Origin of the sequence: Treponema sp. OMZ 906 (assembly GCF_024181185.1) — a bacterium.
In the GTDB taxonomy this organism is placed as follows: domain Bacteria; phylum Spirochaetota; class Spirochaetia; order Treponematales; family Treponemataceae; genus Treponema.
This window is the reverse complement of record NZ_CP051196.1, coordinates 1,946,548-1,971,589: the sequence shown is the minus strand read 5'-3', so window position 1 is coordinate 1,971,589 and position 25,042 is coordinate 1,946,548. Positions and strand designations below refer to the sequence as shown.

Genomic DNA, 25,042 nt, shown 5'->3' with positions numbered 1-25,042 from the left:
AAAGCACTGCTGCATCGGCAGCAGTAAAACCGGGGAGGTGGAAGATGAATATACACGACTACGGATTTTATCGGGTTGCTGCGATAGTTCCTCCTTGTGCAGTTGGCGATTGCACCGGTAATGCCGAACGGATTATCGGTGCATTGCGGAAAAGCGCCGAAATGGGAGCCGATATTGCCGTATTCCCCGCATTGGCTCTAACATCCGCCAGCTGCGGCACTTTTTTCGAACACCGGTCATTACTGAATGCTGCAGAAGACCGGCTTGCGTATATCGTCCGGCAAACCTCCATGGAGCCGATTATCGGTGTGGTTGGTTTTCCATTCTTTTTTTCGGGTAATATCTACAGTGCTGTTGCTGTCTTCAGTAGAGGAACTATTTACGGCATTGTACCGCTGGATGGAACCGCTCACTCCCGTGTTTTTTCCGTATATAGCGGAAGAGAATCTTCGACAATTCTTACCGGTTTGCAAAATACGGCTATTCCGTTCGGTTCCGATTTGCTGTTTGAAGTAGAAAAAAGCCGATTTTCGTTTGTAATCGGCAGCCCAAAAAATATACAAAATCAAAGTCAAGCCGGAATCAAAGACGGTTCTCCGGCGACGGGCAGCACCCTAACGGTAACCGGAGCGGCGCTATACATTGAACCGCTCGCACAGGCTTCGTTCGCGGGGTCTTTTACGGAACTTTGCCGCAGCGCTGCAGCCCGATCAAAGCAAGAAAGGAATACGGTTCTGTTTGTCAACGCCGGTTGGGGGGAGTCTTCAACCGACACTGTCTGTGCGGGCGAGCGCGGCATTTACGAAAACGGTGAACTGCTTGCGGCGGCAAACGGGTTTGAACTGTCTTCTTTTAATAAAACAGGCGATTTCAATTTTTCCGGCTATGAAGACGAAGCTGCCATTACTCTTGCAGATATGGATTGCGAGGCTCCCTCCAGTCTCGGTCGTAGTTCATCGGTTTGCCGCCGTATTGTCATTCCTGCCATACCTTCCCGAGGGGTTCTACTTGTTCGTCCGCGCAATCCCAATCCATTCATTCCGCTTGCGGTGCAAAATAACGAGCAAGCATGGGAAAGTTTTTTCTCACAGGTAACGGAGCTCCAAGCGCGCGGACTTGCGAAGCGGTTGTACCACACCGGTTGTAAAAAGACAGTGCTTGGGATTTCCGGCGGCTTGGATTCCACATTGGCGCTCTTTATTGCGATACTCGCTTCGCGAATGCTCCGTCAGAAAGCCGATTCGGTTACGGCAATTACCATGCCCGGCTTTGGAACAACGGACAGAACCAAATCCAATGCGCTTAAACTTGCGGAATTACTCGGCTGTACCGTTCTTACCATTCCTATAGAAAAGGCGATGCTGCAACATTTTGCGGATATCGAGCACCCCGCAGATCTCTGCAATACGGTCTACGAAAACGCGCAGGCACGGGAACGAACTCAAATTCTGATGGATAAAGCAAACCAGCTTGGGGCGCTGCTTGTCGGGACTGGGGATCTTTCCGAATCCGCGCTCGGATGGGAAACGTATAACGGCGATCATATGTCGATGTATAATGTCAATGCCGGGATCCCAAAAACTATGTTGCGCCATTGCATCGACTATGTTGCGGCATATCCGTCGGTATTTTTACCGGATGCCGATAAGCATACCGAATTCCGCGCTATTGTGCAGGATATTCTCGATACGCCGATCAGTCCCGAACTACTTCCTGCCCAAAAACAAGTCATCACGCAAAAAACCGAGGACATACTCGGCCCCTATGAGCTGCACGACTTCTTTTTATATTATCTGCTGCACACGGATTTCAGTCCTGCAAAAATTCTTCTGCTTGCGGAGCATTGTTTTTCTACGGAGCAGCGGTATAACCGTCAGCAGATACTCGGCTGTATGCGTATTTTTTACCGGCGCCTTTTTTCTCAGCAGTTTAAACGTTCCTGTGCTCCCGACGGCGTGCAGGTAGGATTCGGCAGTTTCTCTCCGCGGGGAGCATGGCAAATGCCGAGCGATATGAATGCTGCCGTATGGCTTGCCGAACTTGAAAAGTTGTCGGAAGTGTGATATATCTTTTTAATGTTTCAAACAATTGCCGCGTGGATAGGACAGTATATTTCTTATTTTCCGTTGGTTATTTTTATCAGCTTGTTTCTCGGAGGTTTTAACCTGCCGATTTCGGAGGATATCATTGTTATTACTGCTGCTTTGCTTTGCAGACAAGAGAAGGCGTCCATTCCATCATTTTATGCTGCTCTCTATTTCGGTGCAGTGATCAGCGATTATCTTGTCTATTTTTGGGGATGGCTTTTAGGGCACGGCAGAATTTCGGGGAAATTTTTTTCAAAATTGATAAGCGAAAATAATATAAGTCGTATTTCCAATGCACTTGAACGGCACGGCTTTCTAACTTTTTTATTCGGGCGTTTTATTCCTTTCGGTATACGCAATATTATTTCAATGACATCCGGCTTTGTTAATTTTCCGTTTTATAAGTTCGCTTTTTTTGACGCTATTGCAGCGGTTTGCAATATTTCGGCTTTATTCTGGCTGGTCTACTTTCTTGGGCAAAGGGGCAGTCATTTTATGAAGATTATCGGAATTGTTCTTTTACTGCTTTTTATCGGCTTTAGTATTTATGTTATGCGATCGGAAAAATTTTTTAAGTCTTCACAAAAGAAACACAGCGCCGAATGACTTACTTATAGGAATTAGATATTCATCGGTAAAGAGGAGGCGGTATGAATAAATTCGCAATTATTGGTTTAGGTGCGTTCGGTGTCCGTATGTTGGAAGAACTGCTCCATTTTACCGATGAAGTTATCATTATAGATAAAGATCCTAATCTTATTAAAAAGTATGAAGGCAAGGCTGTTAAAGGCTCGGTCGTGAATATTACCGATGAAGAGAGTCTCCGGAAAAATATTCCTCAAAGAATCGGTACTGCTATTGTTGATCTGGGCGGAAGGATTGAACTTTCGCTGATGGTAACCAAATATTTAAAGCAGCTTGGTATTAAAGAGATTGTTGTAAAGGCTGAAACCGACCAACATGAGAATCTGCTGTCCATGGTTGGGGCAACAAAGGTGATTTTCCCCGATCGAGAAGCAGCAAAGCGAGTTATGCCGATGTTGGCCTCAACTTTGTTGTTGAATTTTATGCCGATTTCAGCTGAGCTTGCATTGGCGGAAGTAAGCATTAATGAAAAATATATCGGCATGACGCTCCTTGAAGCAAATTTACGAAAAGAACTCGGTCTTAATGTTGTTGCGGTACGAAAGCAAGACTGTGAAAGTTTTGAATTTATTGAACCGGACTATCGCTTTGCCGCAGATGATATTCTCCTCTTAGCAGGTTCGGAAGAGCATATTTTTGTTTTTTCTCATCATAAAGAAGACTTACATAAAAAAGAACATGCAAGCCTTTTCCGTATGCTCTTTCCGCGCTTTCCTTTTTAAAATATAGGTTAAGAAAGATATATTGACACTCAGCTCCATTTTATATAAGCGGAGTTGGTATAAATTACCTAATTATGATCCTTCTTCAGAGTCCTATAAGGGGGGGGGGAACAAAAGGTGAAGATTGGCAACACCTCTTTTATTGGTATGCCGACGAAATTGAAACGAATGTTAAAGTAAATGATAATTTCGATGTTTCCATTACCATTATCCCGGGAATACCGGAAATAATTAATTTCAGTGCAGGATTTCGGTATAATTATCACGGAAAAAAGGCATAAGACTTATAGTTTCTTAATCTCAATTTCGAGTCTGTTAATTTTCCGCTCTGCATACGGCCAAAAGAAATGCGCGGTAATGCCGCTTGCGAACAGCGGAATACCCGCAAAGCACGGCAGATGGTATTCCTGCACGGAAACTGTCCAAAAACTGATTAGCGATTCCGTGTGAGCGGATACGATGAATTATTTCCTTACAGAAAAAGCCGGTAGACTTTCAAGTTTTTGGACAGCCCCTATATTTTCAAAAGGGTGTTATTTTGTAATTTTGGTAATCTTTACAGTCCATTCGCCGCCGTATTCGATTTTATGCACGGATGCAAAATTGTCCATATTCAATGCCATCGATAAGCAATCAAGGCTATTGTAATACAGCAGCGGCTTTCCATCGGGAACATCACCGAAACTGTTCACATACGGCATAGAGCCGGTGTATACTTGTTTTCCGTTATTGAATACCGTTACCTGTACGATATCATTGACGGCTAATTTTAATGCATCCGCTGTTTCACGGCTGATATTTGTCCACACATTCCCATACTGGATATCGAGGGCAGGAATGGTTCCTAATAGTGCACCTTTATCAAAACGGGGCTTTTCGTAAGGAAGACGGACAATCTCTTTTTTTGCGGGGCCAACCTGTTCAAAACTGATGATTCCTCCTGCGAGCCGCGCACCGGTAAAGGCGTATACATCACGTCCGTGGAAGGTGTAACTCTTTTCTGAGTTTTTTCGGCGGTTCACCGCTTCATCGATTAAACGGACTTCTGCAATTCCAAGCCGATCTGCAACAAGTGTAAGCGTTCCATTATCAGGAGTAACAATATAGTGACCTGTTTTAGTCTTTAAGACAACCGAATCGCGGTCGGTACCGACACCGGGGTCAACTACCGATACAAAGACTGTGCCTGCAGGCCAGTATTCTACCGTCTGAAAGAGTCGATACGCTGCATCCCAGATACTGTAAGCCGGTATTTCGTGGGTAAGATCATACAGCGGAATCGTAGATGATTGCGTAAAAGCGACACCCTTCATTGCGGAAACCGCGCCGTCCTTTAATCCGAAGTCAGTCTGAAATACCAACGGCCGAGAATTTCGGGGCGTTCCCGCGCAGCCGGAAATACCGATTGCGATTATCAGCATACCTGCTGCAGCTAAACCGAATAACCTTTTATTGCACATAAACCCTCCTATAAAGCCAAGTTTTCTTTTAAAAACTTGGCCTCATCAACTGATGGACATTTTTGTCCATCAGTTGATGAGTGTTTTAAAACTCATCAAAAGAAACCTCTTCCTGTTTTACAGGTGTATCGCTTCCTTCGGGAGTATTCTCTATGTTTTTTACAGCTGATGTATTTGAATTAAATTCATCGTATTTGTCATAGTCGGCTTTTAACTCTTCTACAAGCTGCAAGAGAGCCGGTTCGTCCAATGCTTTTAAAACATCCTGACATTGTGCAGGTGAAATTGCAATCCGTATTGCAGGGCAGTTAGCGCCGTCGTCTGCCCGAGTTGTCGCATTGGCCAGAATGAAGTATGGCCGATGCGGAGTAATAAACTGATAATCAAACCGCAGAGTCGGATATGCTTCATGTGCGCTACCGAATAGTCCCCATGTCATTAAGATATCAGTCTTTCCAAATGCTCCCTTTTTCTTTGCCCCTTCGGGAGTCAGCGTTTTATCGGCAAAAGCTGTGAGGTATTGCGCAATGGCCTCCCGTAGAAGTGCACGTTCCTTCTTTTTTAAGGAAATCCAAATATTATCTCCCATCATCTTATGATGAAATTTAACAGTGTTTGTCGAGGGTTCAAAAACAAAGCTGATATCGCGCGGCAGTAAATCGTTGGAATAACGTTTTACTATATTAAGATGCAGTACGCCTAACGACTGCACAGGGTAATTACCGAGGAAATCGGGATCATACTTTTTTGGCGTAGAGGCACATGCGCCGCTCAAAAATACAGTACCGAGCGTTGCAATCAGTAAACACAGGGGTATAATACGTTTCATAATAACTCCTATAAAAACTTGGGTTAAAAACTACATCGACAATGATGTCAAATACAGTTTTTAGCATATCTTTTTATGCCGAATTGTACGGAAAACCACCTCTTAATGCAAGGTCTTTGCATCGATGTCACAGGGCAACCGCATTATAAAATATTTTCAGAGGTTGCCTTCCTTCTGTGCGAAATTTCATAGGTATAAGGTGAGCGGCTACAATGACGCCGCTCACCTTAACCGTCAAGTTTTCTTTCGAAAACTTGCGTATTGATGTGTGCGCTTTTAGCGCACGAATGCAACAGTTTCCAAAATTCATATTTTGTTCAACTGTTGCATTTTAAGGAAATAAAATTTCGCACATTTTTCCAGCAGACGGGTAAACGCATCAGGTGAGTAGGTAAAAACCGTGGAAAAATTGAGACTGTGAGACCATTTGAACCATCTTCAACTGTTGTACATCCGTGTACAACAGTTGAAGGCGAGTTTTGTGCGTGCACAAAACATCGCTGCTGTATGGAACTACTGCCATCCTTGGCAGTTCTGGTCGAATAGTCTCAATTTTTCCGCGGGGGTGTTAAAAAAACGACCTGATGCGTTTACCCTGATCGATGTCAACCGCAGCGGAGATACTTTAAGCGGCGGCTTTCTGTTGTACAGCTGATTTAAAAAGAAGAACGGACTCATTAGGTATGGAAGTCAAATGCCACAGGATATGGAATGCGTATCATTATGTATAGTCGCCCAAAGTTTTTCCATAAAATATTTTTTATTGACGATTGCCCGTACATGGGTACCGCGGCCTATAATTCCCCGATCATTCGATACTTCTGCTTTAAAAGTTAAAAATTTTCCATTTTTGCTGATATCTATCAGTTCGGTATGGACATACACTTTCATTCCTTCAAGCGTTGCCGCAATGTGCTCGATATCGACTTTTACGCCGACCATCGTATATCCTTTTTCTAAAAACGGCAATACACTGAGCGCTGCAGTTCTTTCAATTTTTAAAACCATGTTTGGCGTTGAAAAAACTTCCAGTGTATCGTCACCGTCCTGACTCGCCAGCATTTCCTTTGTAACAATAAAACTCATGTCTCCCTTAATTCCGACTTCCATATACTCCTCCATATTGCGATAGCTGTAAACGATAGGAAATTTTTTTAGACTCCATTTTTTTAGAGACGTCCTATACTCCCTTTATATATTTTTTTTGATAAATGTTTGTAACGTAGGAATATGACTTGCCGTAGGATCTTTGACAGCATACAGTATCGTAACGTTACCGGTTCGCAATTTTTCTTTTATTTTTCCAAGAAAAGCCGGTGCAGCGGGGTTCTTTGCTAATTCCTTTGCATACAAAGCAGAAAAATGCTCATAATTCATTTCTCCTCTGTGATATGCCTGTCGTATATCCGATGACGGTGTAATATCTTTCGCCCAATCCCCAAGCATTGCTTTTTCTTTTGTAATGCCGCGCGGCCAAAGTCGATCGACTAATATTCTAAATCCGTCTTGTGGTTCAGTCGGCTCGTATATCCGTTTCCAATATAATGTTCCCATAATAGAACCTCCATATAAGTAGTATAACAAGGTTATCGGAGTAAAACAATTCTTAATTGTGAAAAGCGTTCGGTGTGTTTGCTCTGAATAAGTTTAACTTATGTCGGTAAAAACACCGGTAAAAATGCTTGAAACAGCACGATTTTTCATATATAATAAGGTAATTGTAATGGAGTATTTTTTGCAGCAGGGATTATTTTGGGAAAGTGGCTTATGCTTTTCGTGCAATCAATGTTCGGCATGTTGTCGTTATGATCCGGGATTTGTGTATTTGTCTCCTCGCGATCTCAGGAATTTGCAGACATGGGCATCGCTCGAACGACCTGCCCTTATTCAAAAGTATTGCCGGTGGGTACTTAAAGGAGACGGATACGAGTATCTTTGCTTAAAGGAACTTCCGAATTACGATTGTATTTTATGGAATAATGGCTGTATTGCATATAATTATCGGCCTTTTCAATGCTCTTCATATCCATTTTGGGATTATTTACTTGGAAATGAACAGCGTTGGAGTGCAAATGCCCGCAGCTGTTCGGGAATAAACCGCGGTAAACGGTATTCGGCGGAAGAAATCCAAGACTTGCTCGATACTGCAAAACAATTCCCTGCCATTCGACGAAAAAAAACCGGAGAAAGCAGAGATTTCACCGAAAAATAGAGGAGTGTATGCGGGTACATTTTTGGGGCGTCCGCGGCTCGATTGCAACTCCATTGAGCGCAGCGCAAATTCAAGCTAAAATTTCTGCCGTTGTCCAACGGATAACCGAAAAAGATATTATCGATCAAGATGCTCGGGAACGTTTTATCGCTTCTTTACCGCCGTGGCTCTTTGGGACTATCGGCGGAAATACTACCTGCGTGGAAGTTGAAACCGAAGAGGGAAATCATCTCATTTTTGATGCAGGCACCGGTATCCGTGAATTAGGGATTAATTTACAAAATCGATTTGATTATTTTGATCGGCCACAAACCTATCATCTCTTTTTCACCCATTTTCACTGGGATCATGTGCAGGGCTTGCCTTTTTTCGGCCCTGCGTATGATTCTCGTAATACGATTATTGTGTATAGTACTCGTCCTAAAATGCGAGAGTTCTTGGAAGAGCAGATGAAATGGCCGTATTTCCCGGTTATGATGTTCGGAAAAAAAGGTGGATTTACTGCAAAGTTTGAATTTCGTTGTATTGCTGCTGATGAACCGTATATCCATATCGGTAATACCCGCATAGGTTGGCATCGTGTACGTCACCCGGGCGGTTGTGTGGCATATTCAATTTTTGATAATCAAAAAAAGGTAATTTTTTCGACCGATACGGAACTTCGTCCTCAAGACTTTGAAAAAAACGATGTCAATATCGCGTTTTACAGCAATGTAGAACTGCTTATTATCGACGCTCAGTATACAATGACGGATTCCATCGAGAAAATAGGCTGGGGGCATTCCACCTTCTCCCTTGCTATTGACTTTGCCACTTCATGGGGCATTAAAAAATTAGCACTTTTTCATCATGAACCGACGTATAACGATAAAAAGATCCTTGCGATACAATCGAGTGCTCAACATTACTGCGACTATGTCGGTGCCGATAAGCTTGAAATATTCAGCGCAGTTGAAGGAACGGATTTATACCTATGAACGATGAACAGCCGATTTATCGATTTTCGGATTCCGAACTCAAAGCGCTTGTTTCTTTTTTTAGGAAGAATTCTCCGCTGCCCGATGAGCTGTATTCATTTAATGTTTTTGCTGAAAAGTATATTTATAGAAGTCTTACCATCGGTGAAGCGGAACAGCTCTATGGTAATCGATAGTATATGAAAAAAAAATATCTTTTCTTGATGATAATTATACCGATATGTTTCTTCCTTATTATTGTAGCAGCAGCTGTTGTTGTTTATCGGCCTGCTTCTTTTGATGCAAACCCTGCAGAACAACTTTTTACTATTAAACGAGGTACTTCTTCACGGTCAATCGCTGCCGATTTAAAAGCAGCCGGACTTATCCGGTTTGAGTATCCGACATATCTATACTTTCGTTTTTCTAATAAATCAATTAAAGCAGGGACATATAAACTTTCTCCTGCTTGGTCGGTGCCCACGCTCTGCACCTATTTACAGGCAGGGAAACAAGAATTGATCAAGGTTACCGTACCGGAGGGACTGACACTCTCAAAAACGGCAGCAATCCTTGAAGACCGGCATGTTGTTGTTGCTGGTGATTTCCTCGCCGCAGCAGAAAACGAAGCTTTGCTGCAATCTTACGGAATTCTCGGCGATTCCGCCGAAGGCTTCTTATTTCCCGACACCTACTTTTTTGCATATAACGAAACGGCAGAACGTGTCATAGCGACAATGCTCGATAATTTCTTCAATAAAACCGCCGATATTCCCCATTTTCCGAAGGATCCCGCTCAACGTTATGCGACGGTTATTTTAGCAAGTATTATAGAGCGAGAATACCGTGTGCCGGAAGAAGCGGTAAAAATCGCGGGGGTTTTCTCAAATCGACTGCAAATCGGCATGGGACTGCAATCGTGTGCTACCGTCGAATACATTCTGACTGAGGTGCAGCATAAACCTCACCCCGAGCGATTATTGAATAGAGATTTGGAAATAGATCATCCGTATAATACCTATAAATGGCGAGGACTTCCTCCGGGGCCGATTTCCAATCCGGGTATGACAGCATTGTACGCGGCTTGTAATCCCGAAAAAAGTGATTACCTCTACTTTCGCTTGGAAGATGTGGATACCGGTACACATATTTTTACCAAAAATTTAACGGAACATACAAAAGCCGGTGCGATTATTTTAAAACGAGCTGCGGGGCGCTGACCGCGATGGCAAAAATTACCACCGAAACGATCGATGCGGTCAATAATCATACCGACTTGGTGTCGCTCGTCGAAAACTATACCCATTTGGAAAAGCGTGGGCATGATTGGTGGGGTTGTTGTCCCTTTCACAGCGAAAAAACACCATCCTTCCACGTTATCCCTGATAAAAAAATGTATTACTGTTTCGGTTGCGGCGCAGGCGGGTCTACCATCAAGTTTGTTATGGAGATGGAAAAACTGTCCTTTACCGAATCGGTAGAAGTGCTTGCTAAGCGTGCCGGTATCCCGGTTATGTATGCGGAAGGGGGTTATAGTCCCGCGCCGGAAGATTCACTTAAAGAAACCTTACTTGAATTATATAAAAGAGTGAGCGGTACCTTTCATTATTTTTTGCTGAACACTCCTGAAGGGGCTGCCGCACTCCGGTATCTGGAGGGGAGAGCTGTAAGTCCCGAAATGATCGAACAGTTTAACCTCGGGTATGCGCCGGCTGACCGGTTATGGCTCTTTAAATTTTTACAGACAAAAGGGTACTCCGCAGACTTCTTAGCGAAATCGGGGTTGTTTTCTAAAAACTACCCCGGAGTTTCTTTTTTTTCAAACAGAATTATGTTCCCAATTTGTAATCGGCACGGTCAGCCAGTCGCTTTTGGAGGGCGGCTTTTGGAAGGTGATGGACCGAAATATCTTAACACTGGGGATTTACCGCAATATAAAAAAGGTGAAACCCTTTTTGCATTTTCAGAAGCGCTTGCACAGATCAGAAAAGAAAAAACGGTCATTTTTTGCGAAGGGTATATGGATGTTATCGCCTTTCACCAAGCGGGTATCACTAATGCCGTTGCTCCGTTGGGTACCGCTTTGACGGAAGATCAGGTAAAGCTTATTCAGTCCTTTGTCGATACGGTTATCCTTTCTTTTGATTCCGATTTTGCAGGACAACAGGCAACATACAAGGCAATCAAACTTTGCCGTGCCGGACATTTGCATGTGCGGGTGTTGATGATAAAGGGGGGGAAGGATCCTGCCGAGATACTGGCGCATATGGGTGCCGAGAGCTTGACGGAACTGGTGAAAAATGCTATTTTAGACAGTGATTATCTTATTCAAATTGCTGTTAGGCAATTTGATGTAGTGAGTCCCGAAGGAAAGGCTCAAGCTGCAGCTTTCCTATTCCCCTATATTGAGGTGCTGGAATCCGATATTCAAAAAGAGTCAACAATACATAAGTTTTCGGCGGACTTGGGTATAAGCTCAAAAGCGTTATTCACTGATTATATACAGTATGACCAAAAACAAGAACGGGTACCGCCTACACGAAAAAGTGAAATAAAAAAGCGCGTTACGCTTAAAATGACCGCGGAGCTGAGGATTGTGCTCGCAGCAGCTGCAAATCCTCATCTGTTTAAAAAAATGCGGGCAGAGTTGACTTCCGATGATTTTGAGGATCCTGCTGCAAAGGATTTGTTTATTGTATTAGAAGAATGTTATCGCGCAGATGCAAATACGTACGACAGCTTATTAGCGCATTGTCCTTCAGAAACGTTGAGAGATGCCGTAAGCGGTGCAATTATTAAAGGTGAGTTTGCAGAAAATCCCGATAAACTGGTGTATGACGGTATCTACTATATTAAGCAAAACGCTTTACAGCGGCAAAAGGAACTCATAATCCGTAAATTGCAAGCAGTGCATGAAAACGGCAGTATTGATGATATTCGGCATGCCAATGACCTGCTGAACGAGAAGCTGCATATCGACAGAGCTCTTGCAGAATTAAAGGAAACGATGTAAATGATAGATATCTCTGAAGATCCTATTGTTATAAAGTTGATTGCCCATGCGAAGGAACGTAAAACTTTAACGTGGGATGAACTGACCGATTTGTTGCCTGAAAAAATAACTTCATCCGAGGCTATGATGGATGAAATTTTGGATATGCTTGAGCAAGAGCAGATCCAAGTAGTTGATGATGCATCTGAAGAAACGGACGATGTGTTTGCAGATGAGCTTGATGAAGTAGAGCTCGAAAGCGAGGAGCAGCTGTTTGAAGAGGCTGAACTCGAACCTGGAAATGCCCCCGAATTTCCAAAACCCGAAGAAACGCATAAGAAGCTTTTGAATAATGATAGAGAAGCAATTGTCGATGACCCTATTAAACTCTATTTACGTGATATCGGTAAAGAAAACTTATTGACGGCCGAGCAGGAAGTTATTCTGTCAAAAGCGATGGAAGATGGTGAGAATATCATCAAAAATGCGATAAGAAACTCCGGTGTGCTCATTTCCGAAGTCCAGATGATCGCTCAAAAAGCTTTTGCAAAAATCAGTTCTTCAGAAAACAATAAGCCGCGCAAGGAATTAAGCTATGAAGATGCTGAAAAAAAACGGCTTCGTCAATCGTATGGCGAACAATTAAAACCCATCTATTCCGATATAAAAGCATATATCTTATTAAAAAAGAAACTATACGATAAAGAGACGCTCGCCAGTTTTTTAGATGATGAAGATCTTCAAAAAACACGGAAAAAGATTCTTAATTATTTACAAAAAATTGAGTTCCAAACGGAAGAAATTGAAAAAATTTCGGATCATTTTTTGGAGGCAGCAAGAAAGATACGGGAGTATCGGCGGCGGCGCGAAAAGAAACAACGTCAGCTCGGCATACGGGCATACTCCGACTTACGAAAGCTTGGAAAGCGACTTGCCATTCCTCGTGAACGGCAGAAGCTGGAAGAAGAGCTTGGTATGACGGCAAACGATATCCGCGATATTTATACACATATTCAAACGCTTATTCGTAAAGTGCGGAAGATCGAATATGATTTTGAAGCGCCTACAGAAGATATTATCGCACTGGCAAAAGAAATTCGCCACGGTCATGCAATGTTAAAAAAAGCGAAGGATAAGCTTATCAATGCAAACCTGCGCTTGGTCGTATCAATCGCAAAAAAATATACTAATAGAGGATTACACTTTTTCGATCTGGTTCAGGAAGGTAATATCGGCTTGATCAAAGCGGTTGAAAAATTTGAATACCGTAAAGGGTATAAATTTTCGACATACGCGACATGGTGGATACGGCAGGCAATTACGCGTTCCATCTCCGATCAGGCGCGAACCATCCGTGTGCCGGTACACATGATTGAACAGATCAATAAGGTTACCCGCGAATCGCGGCAGCTGATGCAGAAGTTCGGCAGAGAGCCTACCGATGAAGAGATCGCCGCGCAGCTTGGCTGGAATGTCGAGCGGGTTAAGCAGGTTAAAAATGTCGCGCGTGAACCTATTTCACTGGAAACGCCGATAGGCGAGGAAGAAGATTCTTCGCTCGGCGATTTTATTGAAGATAAGGATGTCGAAAATCCGTCCAACTTGACAGAGTACATTTTGTTGCAAGAACAGCTGCGTGGCGTATTGTCGTGCCTGCCGTTGCGAGAGCAAGAAGTGCTTAAAATGCGGTTCGGCCTTGACGAGGGCTATGCGCTGACGCTGGAAGAAGTCGGATTGTACTTTAATGTAACGCGTGAGCGTATCCGCCAAATTGAAGCGAAGGCATTACGCAGGCTCCGGCATCCCAAACAGAGTTGCAAGTTAAAAGATTATTTGGATACATAGGGGAGTGAACGACGATGGTTACAGCGGAGATTTTTGATAAACTGCGTGAGTTACAGGATATTCTTGCACGAAAGAATCAGCTTGACAGTGAGATTTTAGAAGCGCCTCAACTATTGGTAAAGCAGGAAGAGCTGTTGGCACGGTATAAAACCAATTATGTTAAAAAGAATACTGATGACGAGGCAATACGGCAAACAATTGGCACATTGAAAGCAGAACTGTTTGAAACCGAACAGAAACGGGAACGTGCTGAAAAGGGTATGGATGGTATTACTACCCAGCGAGAATATGATGCCCTTGATCGAGAAATTCAGGATGCTACTAAAAAAGAAGCCGAGCTGCGGAAAGAGATATTAAAGAATGAAGCAAATCATAAACGCCTTGACGAAGAGATTAAAAACGAAGAGGCATTGATTAAACAGCAGGAGCAGGAACTCGATGAGCGGAAAGCAATGATTGAAAAAGAAATTGCCGAAAAGAAGAATGAGCTGGCTGAACTTGCTGAAGGTGAGCAGCGGATTGCTCCCGATCTCGACAGCGATACGTTGTTTAAATTCGATCGGATTATTAAAAATAAGCAAGGTATCGGTATCGTTCCTGTCCAAGGTAATGTATGTATGGGTTGTCACATGATCCTGTCAGCTCAATTTGCCATCGAAGTACGGGAAGGTAAAAATATTATGTACTGCCCCTATTGCAGTAGAATTTTATATTATCAAGAGAGTGATCAAGATTCTGCTGAAGATATGATTTTTGACGACGTGGATATGGGAAGCTTAGCCGATTTGGATGATTCATCAGACTATGATGAGACTGAATCGGACAATAGCGAAGATTAGATTACTGGTATAAAAGGATAGAGAGCCGGTAACCGCCGTGGTATACGGAGGAAAGTCCGGACTCCTTCGGAAATGATGCCGGTTAACGGCCGGGCACTTGTATTGTAAAATACAGGCGACAGACAGCGCAACAGAAAATAAACCGCCGGTAAAACGGTAAGGGTGAAAAGGCGGGGTAAGAGCCCACCGCGCCTCCGGTAACGGAGCGGCAGTGCAAGCCTCATCAGGAGCAAAATTGAATAGTAAAGGATATCCGATCCTTTATTTACGGGTTGATTGCGGAAATTACTGTAGTAATGCAGGAATAAGATAGATGGTTACCCTGTTCGCAGACAGAATCCGGCTTATGGCTCTCTATTTTTTATTTATACGGAGTATCTCTGTATGAAAGGATATTAATTAGAAACGTATGAAAAGGTACGACGGTAAGACACAGTATTCCTCAAAACCGCATATCGGAAGATATGTCGTTCTTTTTTTGTGCGTTGCGCTTATCGTTGCGGGAGCTCTTTTCTTTTTTACTGTCTATAGGGCGCGCTATTTCCGTGTGCCATCGATGCATACGGTGTATACCCATTGGGAAAATAAAGATTATGCGGGAGTATATGCTGAAACCGCTCAAATTTTAGAGAAGCGCCCGATGGATGGAACTGCGCTTGCATTGCACGGTTTTGCGGCGTATTACCTTTTTGCCGAGCAGACTGATTTATCCATTGGTGCGGATTATCTTACAGCAGCTGTTGTACACTTGCGCCGTGCACTTTATTTGACTAAAGATAAGGATATTCCTAAGATTGCGTATGTGCTCGGAAAGGCATATTATCAACAAGGCTACTACTATGCCGATCTCGCCGTAAAATACTTGGATGAGGCCTATGCGGGCGGTATCGAGGCGAGCGATTTATCGGAGTTTCGCGGTATGGCTGCCTCTTTATTAGGCGATACCGATAAGGCGATAGAAGCGTTTACACAAGCGCTTGCGACAAACCCTTCCGACTTCGTATTATATGCTGTAGCGGAAAATTATAAAAAAAAGGGCGATATACCGAATGCAAAGCTCTATCTTTTTGAAACAATTAAAAAGACCGGTAATGCTGCGTTGGAAGTGCGGTGCAGAAATCAGCTTGGATTGCTCTTTTTAGAGGAGAATAAACCGGAAGAGGCTTTGGCGCAGTTCAAGCTTGTACTTGAAAAAGACGTGAACTCTGCGGATGCTCATTACGGTATCGGGCTGATACATGAGATGCAGGGTGATATGATTAAGGCGCGGTATGAGTGGCGCTCTGCGATACGACTTAATCCCATACATGCGGAAACGCGTGCAAAATTGAATATAAAATAGGAGGAACGTTCGGGGTATGGGCTTTTTTAAAAGATTTTCTGCCGATATAGGTATTGATTTAGGAACCTGTAATACTATTATCTATATAAAGGGGAAGGGGATTGTTGTTAATGAACCTTCGGTTGTTGCCGTAGAACGCGGAACAAAATCGGTCGTGGCGGTTGGTGCCGAGGCTAAACGGATGCTGTGGAGAACACCGGGAAATATCATCGCAATACGGCCGCTCAAAGACGGTGTTATTGCAGATAAAGATACGACGGAAAAAATGATCCGGTATTTTATTTCCAAGATATTACCACGACATAGGCTCATTAAGCCGCGTATGGTTATCGGAATTCCGAGCTGCATCACCGATGTGGAAAGCAGCGCCGTGCATGAAAGTGCTCTAAAAGCGGGTGCGGGTAGCGTTGAAGTGCTTGAAGAATCGCTCGCAGCGGCTATCGGCGCCAATATTCCAATTACCGAACCTGCCGGTAATATGGTATGTGATATCGGCGGCGGTACAACGGAAGTATCGGTTATTTCGCTGCTCGGTATGGTCGTTACCAATGCCATCCGTGTCGGCGGCGATGAATTCGATCAGGCCATCATTAAGCATATCCGCTCTGTGCATAACCTTATCATCGGAGAACAGACTGCCGAGCGCCTTAAAATTGAAATCGGTAATGCATTCCCTGAAAAGAATATGGAACGGGTAGAAATTAAAGGAACCGATGCAATTACCGGACTTCCCCGTCGCCTCGAAATCGATTCGGTTGAGGTGCGCGAGGCATTGAGGGAACCGATTACTCAAATTGTAGAAGAGATAAAAACGACCCTTGCACAAACACCGCCGGAACTGGCCGCTGACATTGTAGAGCGGGGGATCGTTATGACTGGAGGGGGTTCTTTGCTGAAGGGTTTACCTAAGCTCATCTCTAAGGAAACGCACGTTCCGGTCATTCTTGCGGAAAATCCTATGGACTGTGTGGCTATCGGCGCAGGTTTATACTATGACGTGTATAAGGATATGTCGGGAAACCGCAGTTTGTATGAGAGCTTAAACCGCTAATATAATGAGAAGAAAATTTTCATTTAAGGTAAAGCTTGATATCTTTTTGCTGATCCTACTGCTTATCATATCTTCAGTGTTATTGACGTTCTCCGGAGGCCGATTTATCGTCGATTTTAAATCGGTCGGCTTTTCGGTTGCGGCTGGGACGGAGAATGCCGTTCATTCGGTGTCTACATTTGTAACGGATGCGGTCTCGGCTGTGCGAGAGCTTGCAGAGCTGCGTTCAAAATATGTGGCGTTGAGCGAGAAACTTAAAGATTATGAGCTTTTGCAGCGATCAAATGCTGATATACGCCGCGAAAACAAGGAGTTAAAGGAATTACTCGGCTTTGCGGACATGATCGCCTATAAAAATATTCCGGCGCAGGTTGTCGGATTTGACCCTGATAATCTCTACTCCGGTATTATCATCAACCGCGGAACAAAGCACGGTGTGCGCAAAAATATGCCGGTATTGGCATTCCAAGGCAGCAATGTCGGCTTGGTGGGAAAAATCGTACAAACCGGCCGCGACAGCAGTATGATCATTCCGATATATGATTATCAGTGTTATGTTGCAGCCTCCATCCAAACGACGAAACATCGGGGTTTGATTAACGGACAGGGTACTGCTGAGCTCCCGCTTATTATGAAGTATGTGCAAAAGCGGGCAAAAGACGAAATTGCCATCGGCGATAGAATTCTCGCTTCGGGGGAGAATAATCTGTTCCCTAAAGGCAGTCCTATCGGTATTGTGACCGGTATTAAGGTGCATGATTACGAATCCTATCTAGAGTTAGCAGTGCAGCCGATTATCGATTTCTCCCGGCTCGATTATGTATTTGTGTTAATCTTATCGAGTTCTGATGAGGAGGCGGTGCAGTGAGAAAAGTTATTCTGTGGACGGTTGCGGCAGCCTTTTTACTCGGTGTGTTTGGAACAGCTATTTTGTCTCATATTCAGTTATTGCCGGCATTACCGGATTTAATTTTAATTCTAGTAGTGTATATCGCGCTGTATAACGGTACTGCTGCCGGTATTACAGCAGGTTTTTTTTCCGGACTCATTTTTGATTTCCTTTCATTGGCGCCGATGGGGCTCCATTCATTTGTATTTACCGTACTCGGATTTCTTTATGGTATGCTGTATGGGAAATACAATGTGCGGCGCTTCTTTTTTCCACTTATACTCGGTCTTTCGGCAACGTTTTTAAAGGCGGGAATTTTATTAGTGTTACGTGTGCTGTTCGGTCAAAGTATTCAGGTTTATAATCTGCTTGCAGTTCCCTTTTGGATTGAAGTTGCAGAAAATAGCCTTTGTTCGCCGCCGTTATTTATGTTGCTCGGTTTATTTCCGAATGCATTTGAAATAAGGAAGCTCTGAATTCCATGTATGAGCAAGATTTTCAACAAGTTGATAGACGGCTGAAGTTTTTTACTGCCTTTGTTTTCTGTATTTTAGTGATATATCTTTTTCGGTTGTTTTCGATGCAGATCATTCACGGTGATCAGTTTAGGAAACAGTCTCAAACAATATCCCAACGTTCTGAACGTATTTCTGCACAGCGTGGAGAAATCTTTGACCGTAATGCAAATGTCCCGCTGGTGCTCAATACCAACACCTTTGCCGTATCGGTAACACCGGGAGAAATTCCGAAAAAGGCATTTTCGACGGTTATCGCTCGCCTTGCAAATATTCTACGAATTCCCGTTGCAGAGATTGAAAGGAAATTGCCGGCGAAGCGCAGCTCTTTTCAGAGTGTCGAGATACGGTCTAATCTTCCGTATGAAGTTATTACTTCGCTTGCAGAAAATATCGATGAGTTGCCGGGTGTTTCGTGGCATTCAAAGCCGGTGCGCAACTATGTAGAAACAGGATCATTTTCCCATATTCTCGGCTATGTCGGTGATATAACAAAAGAAGAACTTAAGACTTTCTATAACAAGGGCTACACCGCGAATACTTCAATCGGTAAGGCTGGCATCGAAAAATATTATGATGAGTGGTTGCGCGGGGAAGATGGTAGTGAATACCGTACAGTTGATGCAAGAGGGCGGTTAATTGAAAACAATACGGCTCTTATTCCTCCTAAGACGGGTAATAATCTTATTTTAACGATCGATCGAAAAATTCAAAAGCTTGCGGAAAACGCGCTTGGTCAACGTATTGGAGCTGCCGTGGTACTGAAGCCTGCAACAGGAGAAATTCTTGCGCTTGTTTCGTATCCTTCTTTTGATTCCAATCTTTTTTTGAATGATAATGGAAATGAGATGTATGTACAGGTGCTGCATGATCCCCGCAATCCACTATTGAACAGGGCTGTTAATGCAAGCTATCCTCCCGCTTCAACATTTAAAATTGCGATGTCTACTGCGATTCTGGCGGAAAAGGCATTTCCTCCGGACAAAAAAGTACAATGTGTCGGTAAAATAGAATATGGTAATCACTTATTTCGTTGCCATCAACGTTCCGGACATGGATATCTCGATTTGAAGAATGCACTCGCACAGTCTTGCGATATTTATTATTGGACGGTATGCCGCGATAACCTCGGTATTGATAAGATGGTCGATCATGTTCGCGACTTTGGGTACGGTAAGTCTGCTGAAATCGATTTACCGAGCCAAGCAATCGGCCAAGTGCCCAACCCTGTATGGAAAGAACGACAATTCCATGAAAAATGGCTTGGCGGGGATACGATGAATATGGCTATCGGGCAAGGATTTATGCTCGCTTCCCCGTTACAAGTTGCGAATATGGTCGCAATGGTTGTCAACGATGGTGTGATTTATAAACCGCATTTGTTAAAAGAAGTCAGAGCACCCGGTACTAACGAACTTATTTACGAAAAAAAGCCGGAGGTATTACGGCAAAGTGATATTCCTTCAGATGTATTCGCTCAGGTGCGAGCTGATATGCGGTACACCATTACGGACGGAACGGCTCAATACCCAATGCGTAATAAAATTGTACAACTTGCTGGGAAGACCGGCACCGCAGAAGTAGGTTTTTCCGATCGATGGCATTCATGGATGGCGGCTTATGGGCCATACAATGCCCCGGCAGAAGACGCCGTTGTAGTAGTTGTATTGGTTGAAGCGCAGAATAAATGGGAATGGTGGGCACCCTATGCTACGAATATTATCTTTCAGGGTGTCTTTGCAGACCAAACGTATGAAGAAGCACTCGAAGCTCTTGGTGGTAAGAGTTTTTTACCGGCTGTAAGGGTAAGGCAAGAATGAATCTGAGACATGTTACTAATTTTGATTATGTACTTTTTTTAGCCGTGATCGGCTTGTCGGTTATTGGCATTCTCTTTATCTATTCCTCCGGAGTTAATTCCGATGGCATATCAGTTTCGCATGAATATATTAAACAGCTTATTTGGGTAGTATCGGGATTGATTTTACTGTTTGCGGTAGCGGTATATGATTATACTAAAATTGCTGATCGTACTTTATTGATCTATATTATCACGATGTTATTATTGGTGTATACAAGACTGTTCGGAAAAAGTGTTAAAGGAGCCCGGAGTTGGATTGGAATTGGAGACTTCGGTATACAAGTCTCCGAGTTTACAAAAATTATTTATATTTTATTTCTCGCATGGTATCTGTCAAGATCTCAGAATGAGCCGGAACTTCGCCGATTTGTAAAGGCTGCGGTTATTATGTTCATACCGATGGGGTTGATACTACTGCAGCCCGATCTTGGAACAGCGTCCGTATATCTTCCTATTTTTTTGATCATGTGCTTTATAGCCGGCTTCCCGTTGCGGTATGTGTTTGGCTTATTAGGTACAACAGTCTGTACACTTATTTTTACACTCCTGCCTCTTTGGGAACGGACTATTTTACATAGATACTCTCTTGCGGTTAAAGTATTAGGTAATAAAAATATTACATTGTTGCTTATCTTTTCTGTTGTCGGGGCAGGGATTATTGCCGCAATTGGATATCTTTTGTTAAAAAAGCGGTATTATTACTGGATTGGGTATGTATTAGGCATTATTGCCGTCTCCTTATCCGGCGCATTGGTCGGGAGCAGAAAATTACAGGATTACCAGATGAAACGGTTGATTATCTTTCTGGATCCTAATAGCGATCCGTTGGGAGCCGGTTGGCATATTCTCCAATCGATGACGGCAATCGGTTCGGGGGGGCGAGCCGGTTTAGGTTTCCTAAAAGGAACGCAAAGCCATTATCGTTTTTTGCCTGAACAGAGCACCGATTTTATTTTCAGTATTTTATCGGAAGAGTGGGGGTTTCTCGGCGGGCTTTTGGTTTTTGCGCTTTATGCAATCATTTTTTTGCGGATATTTCTTATCATTAAAAAGACAAATGATTTATTCGGTAAGCTCATCGCTTCCGGTGTTGTCGGTATGTTGTTTTTTCATTTTATTGTAAATATCGGAATGGTTATGGGATTTATGCCGATAACCGGTATTCCGCTTTTATTTCTATCGTATGGCGGGTCTTCTTTATGGACTGCAATGATTGCTGTGGGGCTTGTGATAGGAATCAGTCTAAGACAGCTGTAAAAAGCTATTATAAAAACTGTCGATAATACTTTATATAGAAGCTTGCAAAATCTATAATGTTACGCTACACTAATTAAATAGGAGCTTTCGTAATGACAATACATAACCTTATGGAAGATTTCGTATACAACGAAGTGAATAAAGTTTTTGATGCTGCAAAAGAAAAAAATGAACCATGGTTCACCTGTAATTGTATGCAATGCCGTCTGGATACGGTTTGTTTTGTTTTAAATCGGATTAAACCGCGGTATACGGCTTCCGGTAGAGGTATGGCACATTTCTTGCAGATTGATCAGTCGGAAAAAAATCAGCTTCTTGCCGATATTTCGACATTGGCATTTGAAGGTATGAAAACTGTCCTTAGCACAAAGCGTTCCCATACGTCATCTGAGCAAGTTCTGCCTTCCGGTTATGTATTTAATTTTCCTACCATTACGGGACGTATCTTAGACGGACAAACTTTTTCTCCTATTTCCGATCTTCCCGTTGCCTTATATTTGGAAGATGCTTTGGTAGCTCAGATGAATCATCTTTGGGATAACCCGTATACTATTTCTAAAAAAACGCCGGGTACGTATACCTTTTGGCCGTTCCCCGTTCTTGCGACGGAATTAGGCGAAAAGCGGATTTTCAATTTTTATATTCATGCGGAACGTGAGGGGTACGATCCTATTCATTACCATTTTAAACTCGGTTTGGTGAGCGATGCAAGCGTAAAACGGGAGCTTGATGCGGAAAGCTGCCATAATTTACCCGATTTATACCTTTTTAGCAGGGCATAAAAACTTCGCGAGAGGTTATATATGAAATTGGTTTTTTTAGGTCCCCCGGGTGCGGGAAAAGGAACGTTGGCGTCGGATGCTGCAAAATATTACAGTATTCCCCATATCTCGACGGGTTCCATGTTTCGTGTCGCTATCAAGAATCATACCCCATTAGGAGAAAAAATTCAGAAGATTATCGATTCGGGCGCTCTTGTTGATGATGAAACGACTGCCGCTTTGGTAAAAGAACGCCTTACCCATGATGATGCTCGTAACGGTTTTATTTTAGACGGATTCCCGCGTACGATTGCTCAGGCGGAAATATTGGAAGATTTTTGTAGTCTTGATGCTGTTATCAATTTCGATATTTCGGATGAAGCGGTGATTAAACGCTTATCGGGCAGGCGGCTATGCCCCTCGTGCGGTAAAAATTTTCACATTGAGTTTATGAAACCCCTTATTGAGGGTGTGTGCGACAATTGCCGGACGACATTGATTATCCGTGAGGATGATAGGACAGAGGCGATCATAAAGCGGCTTGAAACCTATCGCGAGCAAACCTTTCCGCTAATTGAGTTTTATCAAAATAAACATCTCCTGATAACCTTGGATGCACAGCCCGCTCCGGCGGTTATTTTGGATAATTTTATAAAACTCTTCCCCCTTAAGCGTTAAAGGATACCGTTGCTTGAATTATACGCTTGATGATGAGATCGCCGCTATTGCAACAGCTCTCGCTCCTGCGGCGCTCGGTATTGTGCGGACTTCGGGGGCGCGGAGCATTGAGCTCATCTCTCGCTTTTTTTCCCGTCCAAATGCTTTGTTACAGTCACAAGGGCATACGCTCGTTTACGGCTGGATACACGATGAGGGTATCAAAATAGATGAGGTAGTGCTCTGTGTGTACCGCGCTCCGAAAAGCAATACCGGTGAAAATGCCGTCGAAATTATCTGCCACGGCGGGCCGGGGGTCGTAAAAGCGATTTATCGGCTCTGTATCAAAAACGGTTTTCGTGCGGCGGAGCGTGGCGAGTTCACCTTTCGCTCGTTTATACACGGTAAAGCGGATTTAACCCGTGCGGAAGCGGTGCTGGAAATCATCGATTCAAAAACAAATACGGCGCAGCAAAAGGCAGCCGGCCGGCTCTCCGGCACCGTATTTCACGAAATAGAAACAATCAAAACGGATTTAATGACAGCGCTTGCTGCTCTTGAAGTAGGAATTGAATATCCCGAAGATGAGGAAACGATTGCAGACAGTTTTGACGAAGCGCTTCTTAAAAAGCCGCTTTCGGTATTGCAGCAACTTGCCGCATCGTGGCAAGCGGAAAAAATATATCAGGCGGGGGTACGCCTCGTGCTTGCCGGTAAAACAAATGCAGGGAAGTCTTCTCTTTTTAATGCGCTGTTAAAAGAAGACCGCGCAATTGTGTCGGATATTCACGGCACAACGCGGGATTGGCTTGAAGCGGAACTTGATTTTAAGGGTATTCCTGTGCATATTTTCGATACCGCCGGGCTCCGCGCTACGGAGGATACAATCGAAGCGATAGGGGTGCAACGCAGTGTTGAGCTGGCATCGGCAGCCGACATTGTGCTGTATTTAATTGACGGGACAAAGCCGCCGGCAGAAGAAGATAGTGCGTTTATCGAACGGAATACCGTGCCGCTGATTATCGTGCAAACCAAGGCGGATAAGGGGCAAACGGAACCATTGTCGGCGGCTTTGCAGCGGTATCCCGCCGTGAGGTTGAGCTCGAAAACGGGCGTAGGTATCGATGTGCTGATTGATACGGTTGCCGGTCTTGTTACGGCGGATACCGCACTGCCGATGCAGGACGCAGGCATCTCGCTCGGCACGGAGCGGCAAAAGGAAGCGGTAACCGCCGCGCTTGAAGCTGTACGCCACGCGCTTGAAGCAGGACGTAGCGGATATCCGCTCGATGCCGTCATCCAGGATGTGGAAGAGGCGGTGCATGCCCTCGGAAGCGTTACCGGCGAAGTGCGCTCCGACGATATTCTGGATAAAATATTTTCGGGTTTTTGCGTTGGCAAATAAGAGGGAGTTTACAATATGAGTATTATTTTACAGGCAGATTCGGTAAAAAAATCCTATTTTACCAAGCCGGTGTTGAACGGTATTTCTTTAGCGATAGAAGAAGGTTCGATACTCGGATTGCTTGGCCCGAACGGTTCGGGCAAAACGACTTTCTTGAAGATTATTGCAGGGTTGTTGCATGCAACATCGGGCGATATTCGAGTGTGCGGCCAACCGATCGGGCTTGAGACAAAGCGTATGGTTTCGTTTTTACCCGATCGAAACTGCTTATATCCGCGGATGACTGCGCTTGATGTTATTCAATTTTATCAGGATTTTTTCGATGACTTTGATCGGAATAAGGCTTTGGAATTGCTCGAATTTATGGAGCTTGAACAAAAGCAGACGATTAAAACGATGTCGAAGGGGATGATCGAAAAGATGAATTTAACGCTTACATTTTCGCGGGCGGCAAAGCTGTTCGTGCTTGATGAGCCGTTAGGAGGCACGGATCCTGTTGCTCGTGAAAGAATTATCAAAACGATCATTAAAACATGGACGGAAAACAGTGCGATTATCATCAGTACACATCTTGTTACGGATGTTGAGCATGTGTTTACCGATGTTGCGTTTCTACGCAATGGAACAATTGCCATGCAGGGGAATGCGGAACAACTGAGGGAAGCCCATCAAAAATCGATTTATCAGTTGTATCTTGAAATTTTCGGTTAAGAGGGA

26 protein-coding genes and 1 other RNA gene are annotated in these 25,042 nt (G+C 43.7%); 23 read left to right on the top strand and 4 right to left on the bottom strand.

The window, feature by feature from the left end; all coding sequences use genetic code 11:
* The first annotated feature begins 44 nt into the window (after positions 1 to 44).
* The 4 genes from E4N69_RS08875 to E4N69_RS08860 all read left to right on the top strand — a co-directional run bounded on the left by E4N69_RS08875 (position 45) and on the right by E4N69_RS08860 (position 3,735).
* Positions 45 to 2,063: an NAD(+) synthase gene (locus E4N69_RS08875; RefSeq protein ID WP_253823600.1), complete on the top strand. Its 2,019-nt coding sequence runs from the start codon at positions 45 to 47 to the stop codon at positions 2,061 to 2,063.
* Between the two features lie 12 nt (positions 2,064 to 2,075).
* The gene (locus tag E4N69_RS08870) at positions 2,076 to 2,693 is read left to right on the top strand and encodes a DedA family protein (protein ID WP_253714112.1); all 618 of its coding nucleotides are present in this window, start codon (positions 2,076 to 2,078) and stop codon (positions 2,691 to 2,693) included.
* Positions 2,694 to 2,737: 44 nt separating this feature from the next.
* Positions 2,738 to 3,454 carry a potassium channel family protein gene (locus tag E4N69_RS08865; RefSeq protein ID WP_253714111.1) on the top strand — a complete coding sequence of 239 codons (717 nt, stop codon included), beginning with the start codon at positions 2,738 to 2,740 and terminating at the stop codon, positions 3,452 to 3,454.
* Positions 3,455 to 3,528: 74 nt separating this feature from the next.
* Positions 3,529 to 3,735 (top strand): hypothetical protein, encoded by a 207-nt coding sequence (locus E4N69_RS08860; RefSeq protein ID WP_253823599.1) that lies wholly within the window; start codon positions 3,529 to 3,531, stop codon positions 3,733 to 3,735.
* Between the two features lie 252 nt (positions 3,736 to 3,987).
* Here the strand turns inward: E4N69_RS08860 and E4N69_RS08855 are convergent, their stop codons facing one another.
* On the bottom strand, positions 3,988 to 4,914 hold the full coding sequence (locus E4N69_RS08855) for an SAM hydrolase/SAM-dependent halogenase family protein (protein WP_253823598.1): 927 nt from the start codon (positions 4,912 to 4,914) through the stop codon (positions 3,988 to 3,990).
* A gap of 85 nt (positions 4,915 to 4,999) precedes the next feature.
* Complete coding sequence (locus tag E4N69_RS08850) at positions 5,000 to 5,743, bottom strand: hypothetical protein (RefSeq protein WP_253823597.1); 744 nt, start codon at positions 5,741 to 5,743, stop codon at positions 5,000 to 5,002.
* A gap of 481 nt (positions 5,744 to 6,224) precedes the next feature.
* On the opposite strand from E4N69_RS08850, the gene E4N69_RS08845 reads away from it, so the two are divergent.
* Positions 6,225 to 6,398 carry a hypothetical protein gene (locus E4N69_RS08845; protein ID WP_162663961.1) on the top strand — a complete coding sequence of 58 codons (174 nt, stop codon included), beginning with the start codon at positions 6,225 to 6,227 and terminating at the stop codon, positions 6,396 to 6,398.
* A gap of 35 nt (positions 6,399 to 6,433) precedes the next feature.
* On the opposite strand, the gene E4N69_RS08840 is transcribed toward E4N69_RS08845, so the two are convergent.
* Both E4N69_RS08840 and E4N69_RS08835 read right to left on the bottom strand, forming a co-directional pair.
* Positions 6,434 to 6,853 (bottom strand): thioesterase family protein, encoded by a 420-nt coding sequence (locus tag E4N69_RS08840; RefSeq protein WP_162663960.1) that lies wholly within the window; start codon positions 6,851 to 6,853, stop codon positions 6,434 to 6,436.
* An 81-nt stretch (positions 6,854 to 6,934) separates the two neighbouring features.
* Positions 6,935 to 7,297 carry a DUF488 domain-containing protein gene (locus E4N69_RS08835; protein WP_253823596.1) on the bottom strand — a complete coding sequence of 121 codons (363 nt, stop codon included), beginning with the start codon at positions 7,295 to 7,297 and terminating at the stop codon, positions 6,935 to 6,937.
* Between the two features lie 100 nt (positions 7,298 to 7,397).
* Between E4N69_RS08835 and E4N69_RS08830 the strand changes: the two genes are divergently transcribed.
* The 18 genes from E4N69_RS08830 to E4N69_RS08745 all read left to right on the top strand — a co-directional run bounded on the left by E4N69_RS08830 (position 7,398) and on the right by E4N69_RS08745 (position 25,036).
* Complete coding sequence (locus E4N69_RS08830; RefSeq protein ID WP_253714105.1) at positions 7,398 to 7,955, top strand: YkgJ family cysteine cluster protein; 558 nt, start codon at positions 7,398 to 7,400, stop codon at positions 7,953 to 7,955.
* Positions 7,956 to 7,963: 8 nt separating this feature from the next.
* The gene (locus E4N69_RS08825; protein ID WP_253714104.1) at positions 7,964 to 8,932 is read left to right on the top strand and encodes an MBL fold metallo-hydrolase; all 969 of its coding nucleotides are present in this window, start codon (positions 7,964 to 7,966) and stop codon (positions 8,930 to 8,932) included.
* Positions 8,929 to 9,108 (top strand): hypothetical protein, encoded by a 180-nt coding sequence (locus E4N69_RS08820; RefSeq protein ID WP_162663958.1) that lies wholly within the window; start codon positions 8,929 to 8,931, stop codon positions 9,106 to 9,108. The genes E4N69_RS08825 and E4N69_RS08820 overlap by 4 nt, the downstream gene beginning before the upstream one ends.
* 3 nt (positions 9,109 to 9,111) lie before the next feature.
* A complete protein-coding gene (gene mltG / locus E4N69_RS08815; RefSeq protein WP_162663957.1) occupies positions 9,112 to 10,131 on the top strand; it encodes an endolytic transglycosylase MltG in 1,020 nt (339 codons plus the stop codon).
* A gap of 5 nt (positions 10,132 to 10,136) precedes the next feature.
* Positions 10,137 to 11,924 carry a DNA primase gene (gene dnaG, locus E4N69_RS08810; protein WP_162663956.1) on the top strand — a complete coding sequence of 596 codons (1,788 nt, stop codon included), beginning with the start codon at positions 10,137 to 10,139 and terminating at the stop codon, positions 11,922 to 11,924.
* Complete coding sequence (rpoD, locus tag E4N69_RS08805; protein ID WP_162663955.1) at positions 11,925 to 13,748, top strand: RNA polymerase sigma factor RpoD; 1,824 nt, start codon at positions 11,925 to 11,927, stop codon at positions 13,746 to 13,748.
* Between the two features lie 14 nt (positions 13,749 to 13,762).
* Positions 13,763 to 14,587, top strand: a complete 825-nt coding sequence (locus E4N69_RS08800) for a zinc ribbon domain-containing protein (RefSeq protein ID WP_162663954.1) — start codon at positions 13,763 to 13,765, stop codon at positions 14,585 to 14,587.
* Positions 14,588 to 14,604: 17 nt separating this feature from the next.
* Positions 14,605 to 14,949: RNase P RNA component class A (gene rnpB / locus E4N69_RS08795), an RNA gene on the top strand.
* Positions 14,950 to 14,996: 47 nt separating this feature from the next.
* Positions 14,997 to 15,929 (top strand): tetratricopeptide repeat protein, encoded by a 933-nt coding sequence (locus E4N69_RS08790; protein ID WP_162663953.1) that lies wholly within the window; start codon positions 14,997 to 14,999, stop codon positions 15,927 to 15,929.
* 16 nt (positions 15,930 to 15,945) lie between these two features.
* Complete coding sequence (locus E4N69_RS08785) at positions 15,946 to 16,980, top strand: rod shape-determining protein (RefSeq protein WP_162663952.1); 1,035 nt, start codon at positions 15,946 to 15,948, stop codon at positions 16,978 to 16,980.
* A gap of 4 nt (positions 16,981 to 16,984) precedes the next feature.
* A complete protein-coding gene (gene mreC, locus E4N69_RS08780; RefSeq protein WP_162663951.1) occupies positions 16,985 to 17,848 on the top strand; it encodes a rod shape-determining protein MreC in 864 nt (287 codons plus the stop codon).
* A complete protein-coding gene (mreD, locus tag E4N69_RS08775) occupies positions 17,845 to 18,345 on the top strand; it encodes a rod shape-determining protein MreD (RefSeq protein WP_162663950.1) in 501 nt (166 codons plus the stop codon). The genes mreC and mreD overlap by 4 nt, the downstream gene beginning before the upstream one ends.
* 5 nt (positions 18,346 to 18,350) lie before the next feature.
* A complete protein-coding gene (gene mrdA / locus E4N69_RS08770; protein ID WP_253823595.1) occupies positions 18,351 to 20,204 on the top strand; it encodes a penicillin-binding protein 2 in 1,854 nt (617 codons plus the stop codon).
* On the top strand, positions 20,201 to 21,502 hold the full coding sequence (gene rodA, locus E4N69_RS08765) for a rod shape-determining protein RodA (protein ID WP_162663948.1): 1,302 nt from the start codon (positions 20,201 to 20,203) through the stop codon (positions 21,500 to 21,502). The genes mrdA and rodA overlap by 4 nt, the downstream gene beginning before the upstream one ends.
* A gap of 92 nt (positions 21,503 to 21,594) precedes the next feature.
* Entirely contained in the window at positions 21,595 to 22,284 is a 690-nt protein-coding gene (locus E4N69_RS08760) for a late competence development ComFB family protein (protein WP_253714098.1), read from the top strand.
* Positions 22,285 to 22,305: 21 nt separating this feature from the next.
* Positions 22,306 to 22,941, top strand: coding sequence for an adenylate kinase (locus tag E4N69_RS08755; RefSeq protein ID WP_253823594.1), 636 nt, complete (start codon positions 22,306 to 22,308; stop codon positions 22,939 to 22,941).
* A gap of 13 nt (positions 22,942 to 22,954) precedes the next feature.
* Entirely contained in the window at positions 22,955 to 24,325 is a 1,371-nt protein-coding gene (gene mnmE / locus E4N69_RS08750) for a tRNA uridine-5-carboxymethylaminomethyl(34) synthesis GTPase MnmE (RefSeq protein WP_253823593.1), read from the top strand.
* A gap of 15 nt (positions 24,326 to 24,340) precedes the next feature.
* Positions 24,341 to 25,036, top strand: coding sequence for an ATP-binding cassette domain-containing protein (locus E4N69_RS08745; RefSeq protein WP_253823592.1), 696 nt, complete (start codon positions 24,341 to 24,343; stop codon positions 25,034 to 25,036).
* The last annotated feature ends 6 nt before the right edge of the window (positions 25,037 to 25,042 follow it).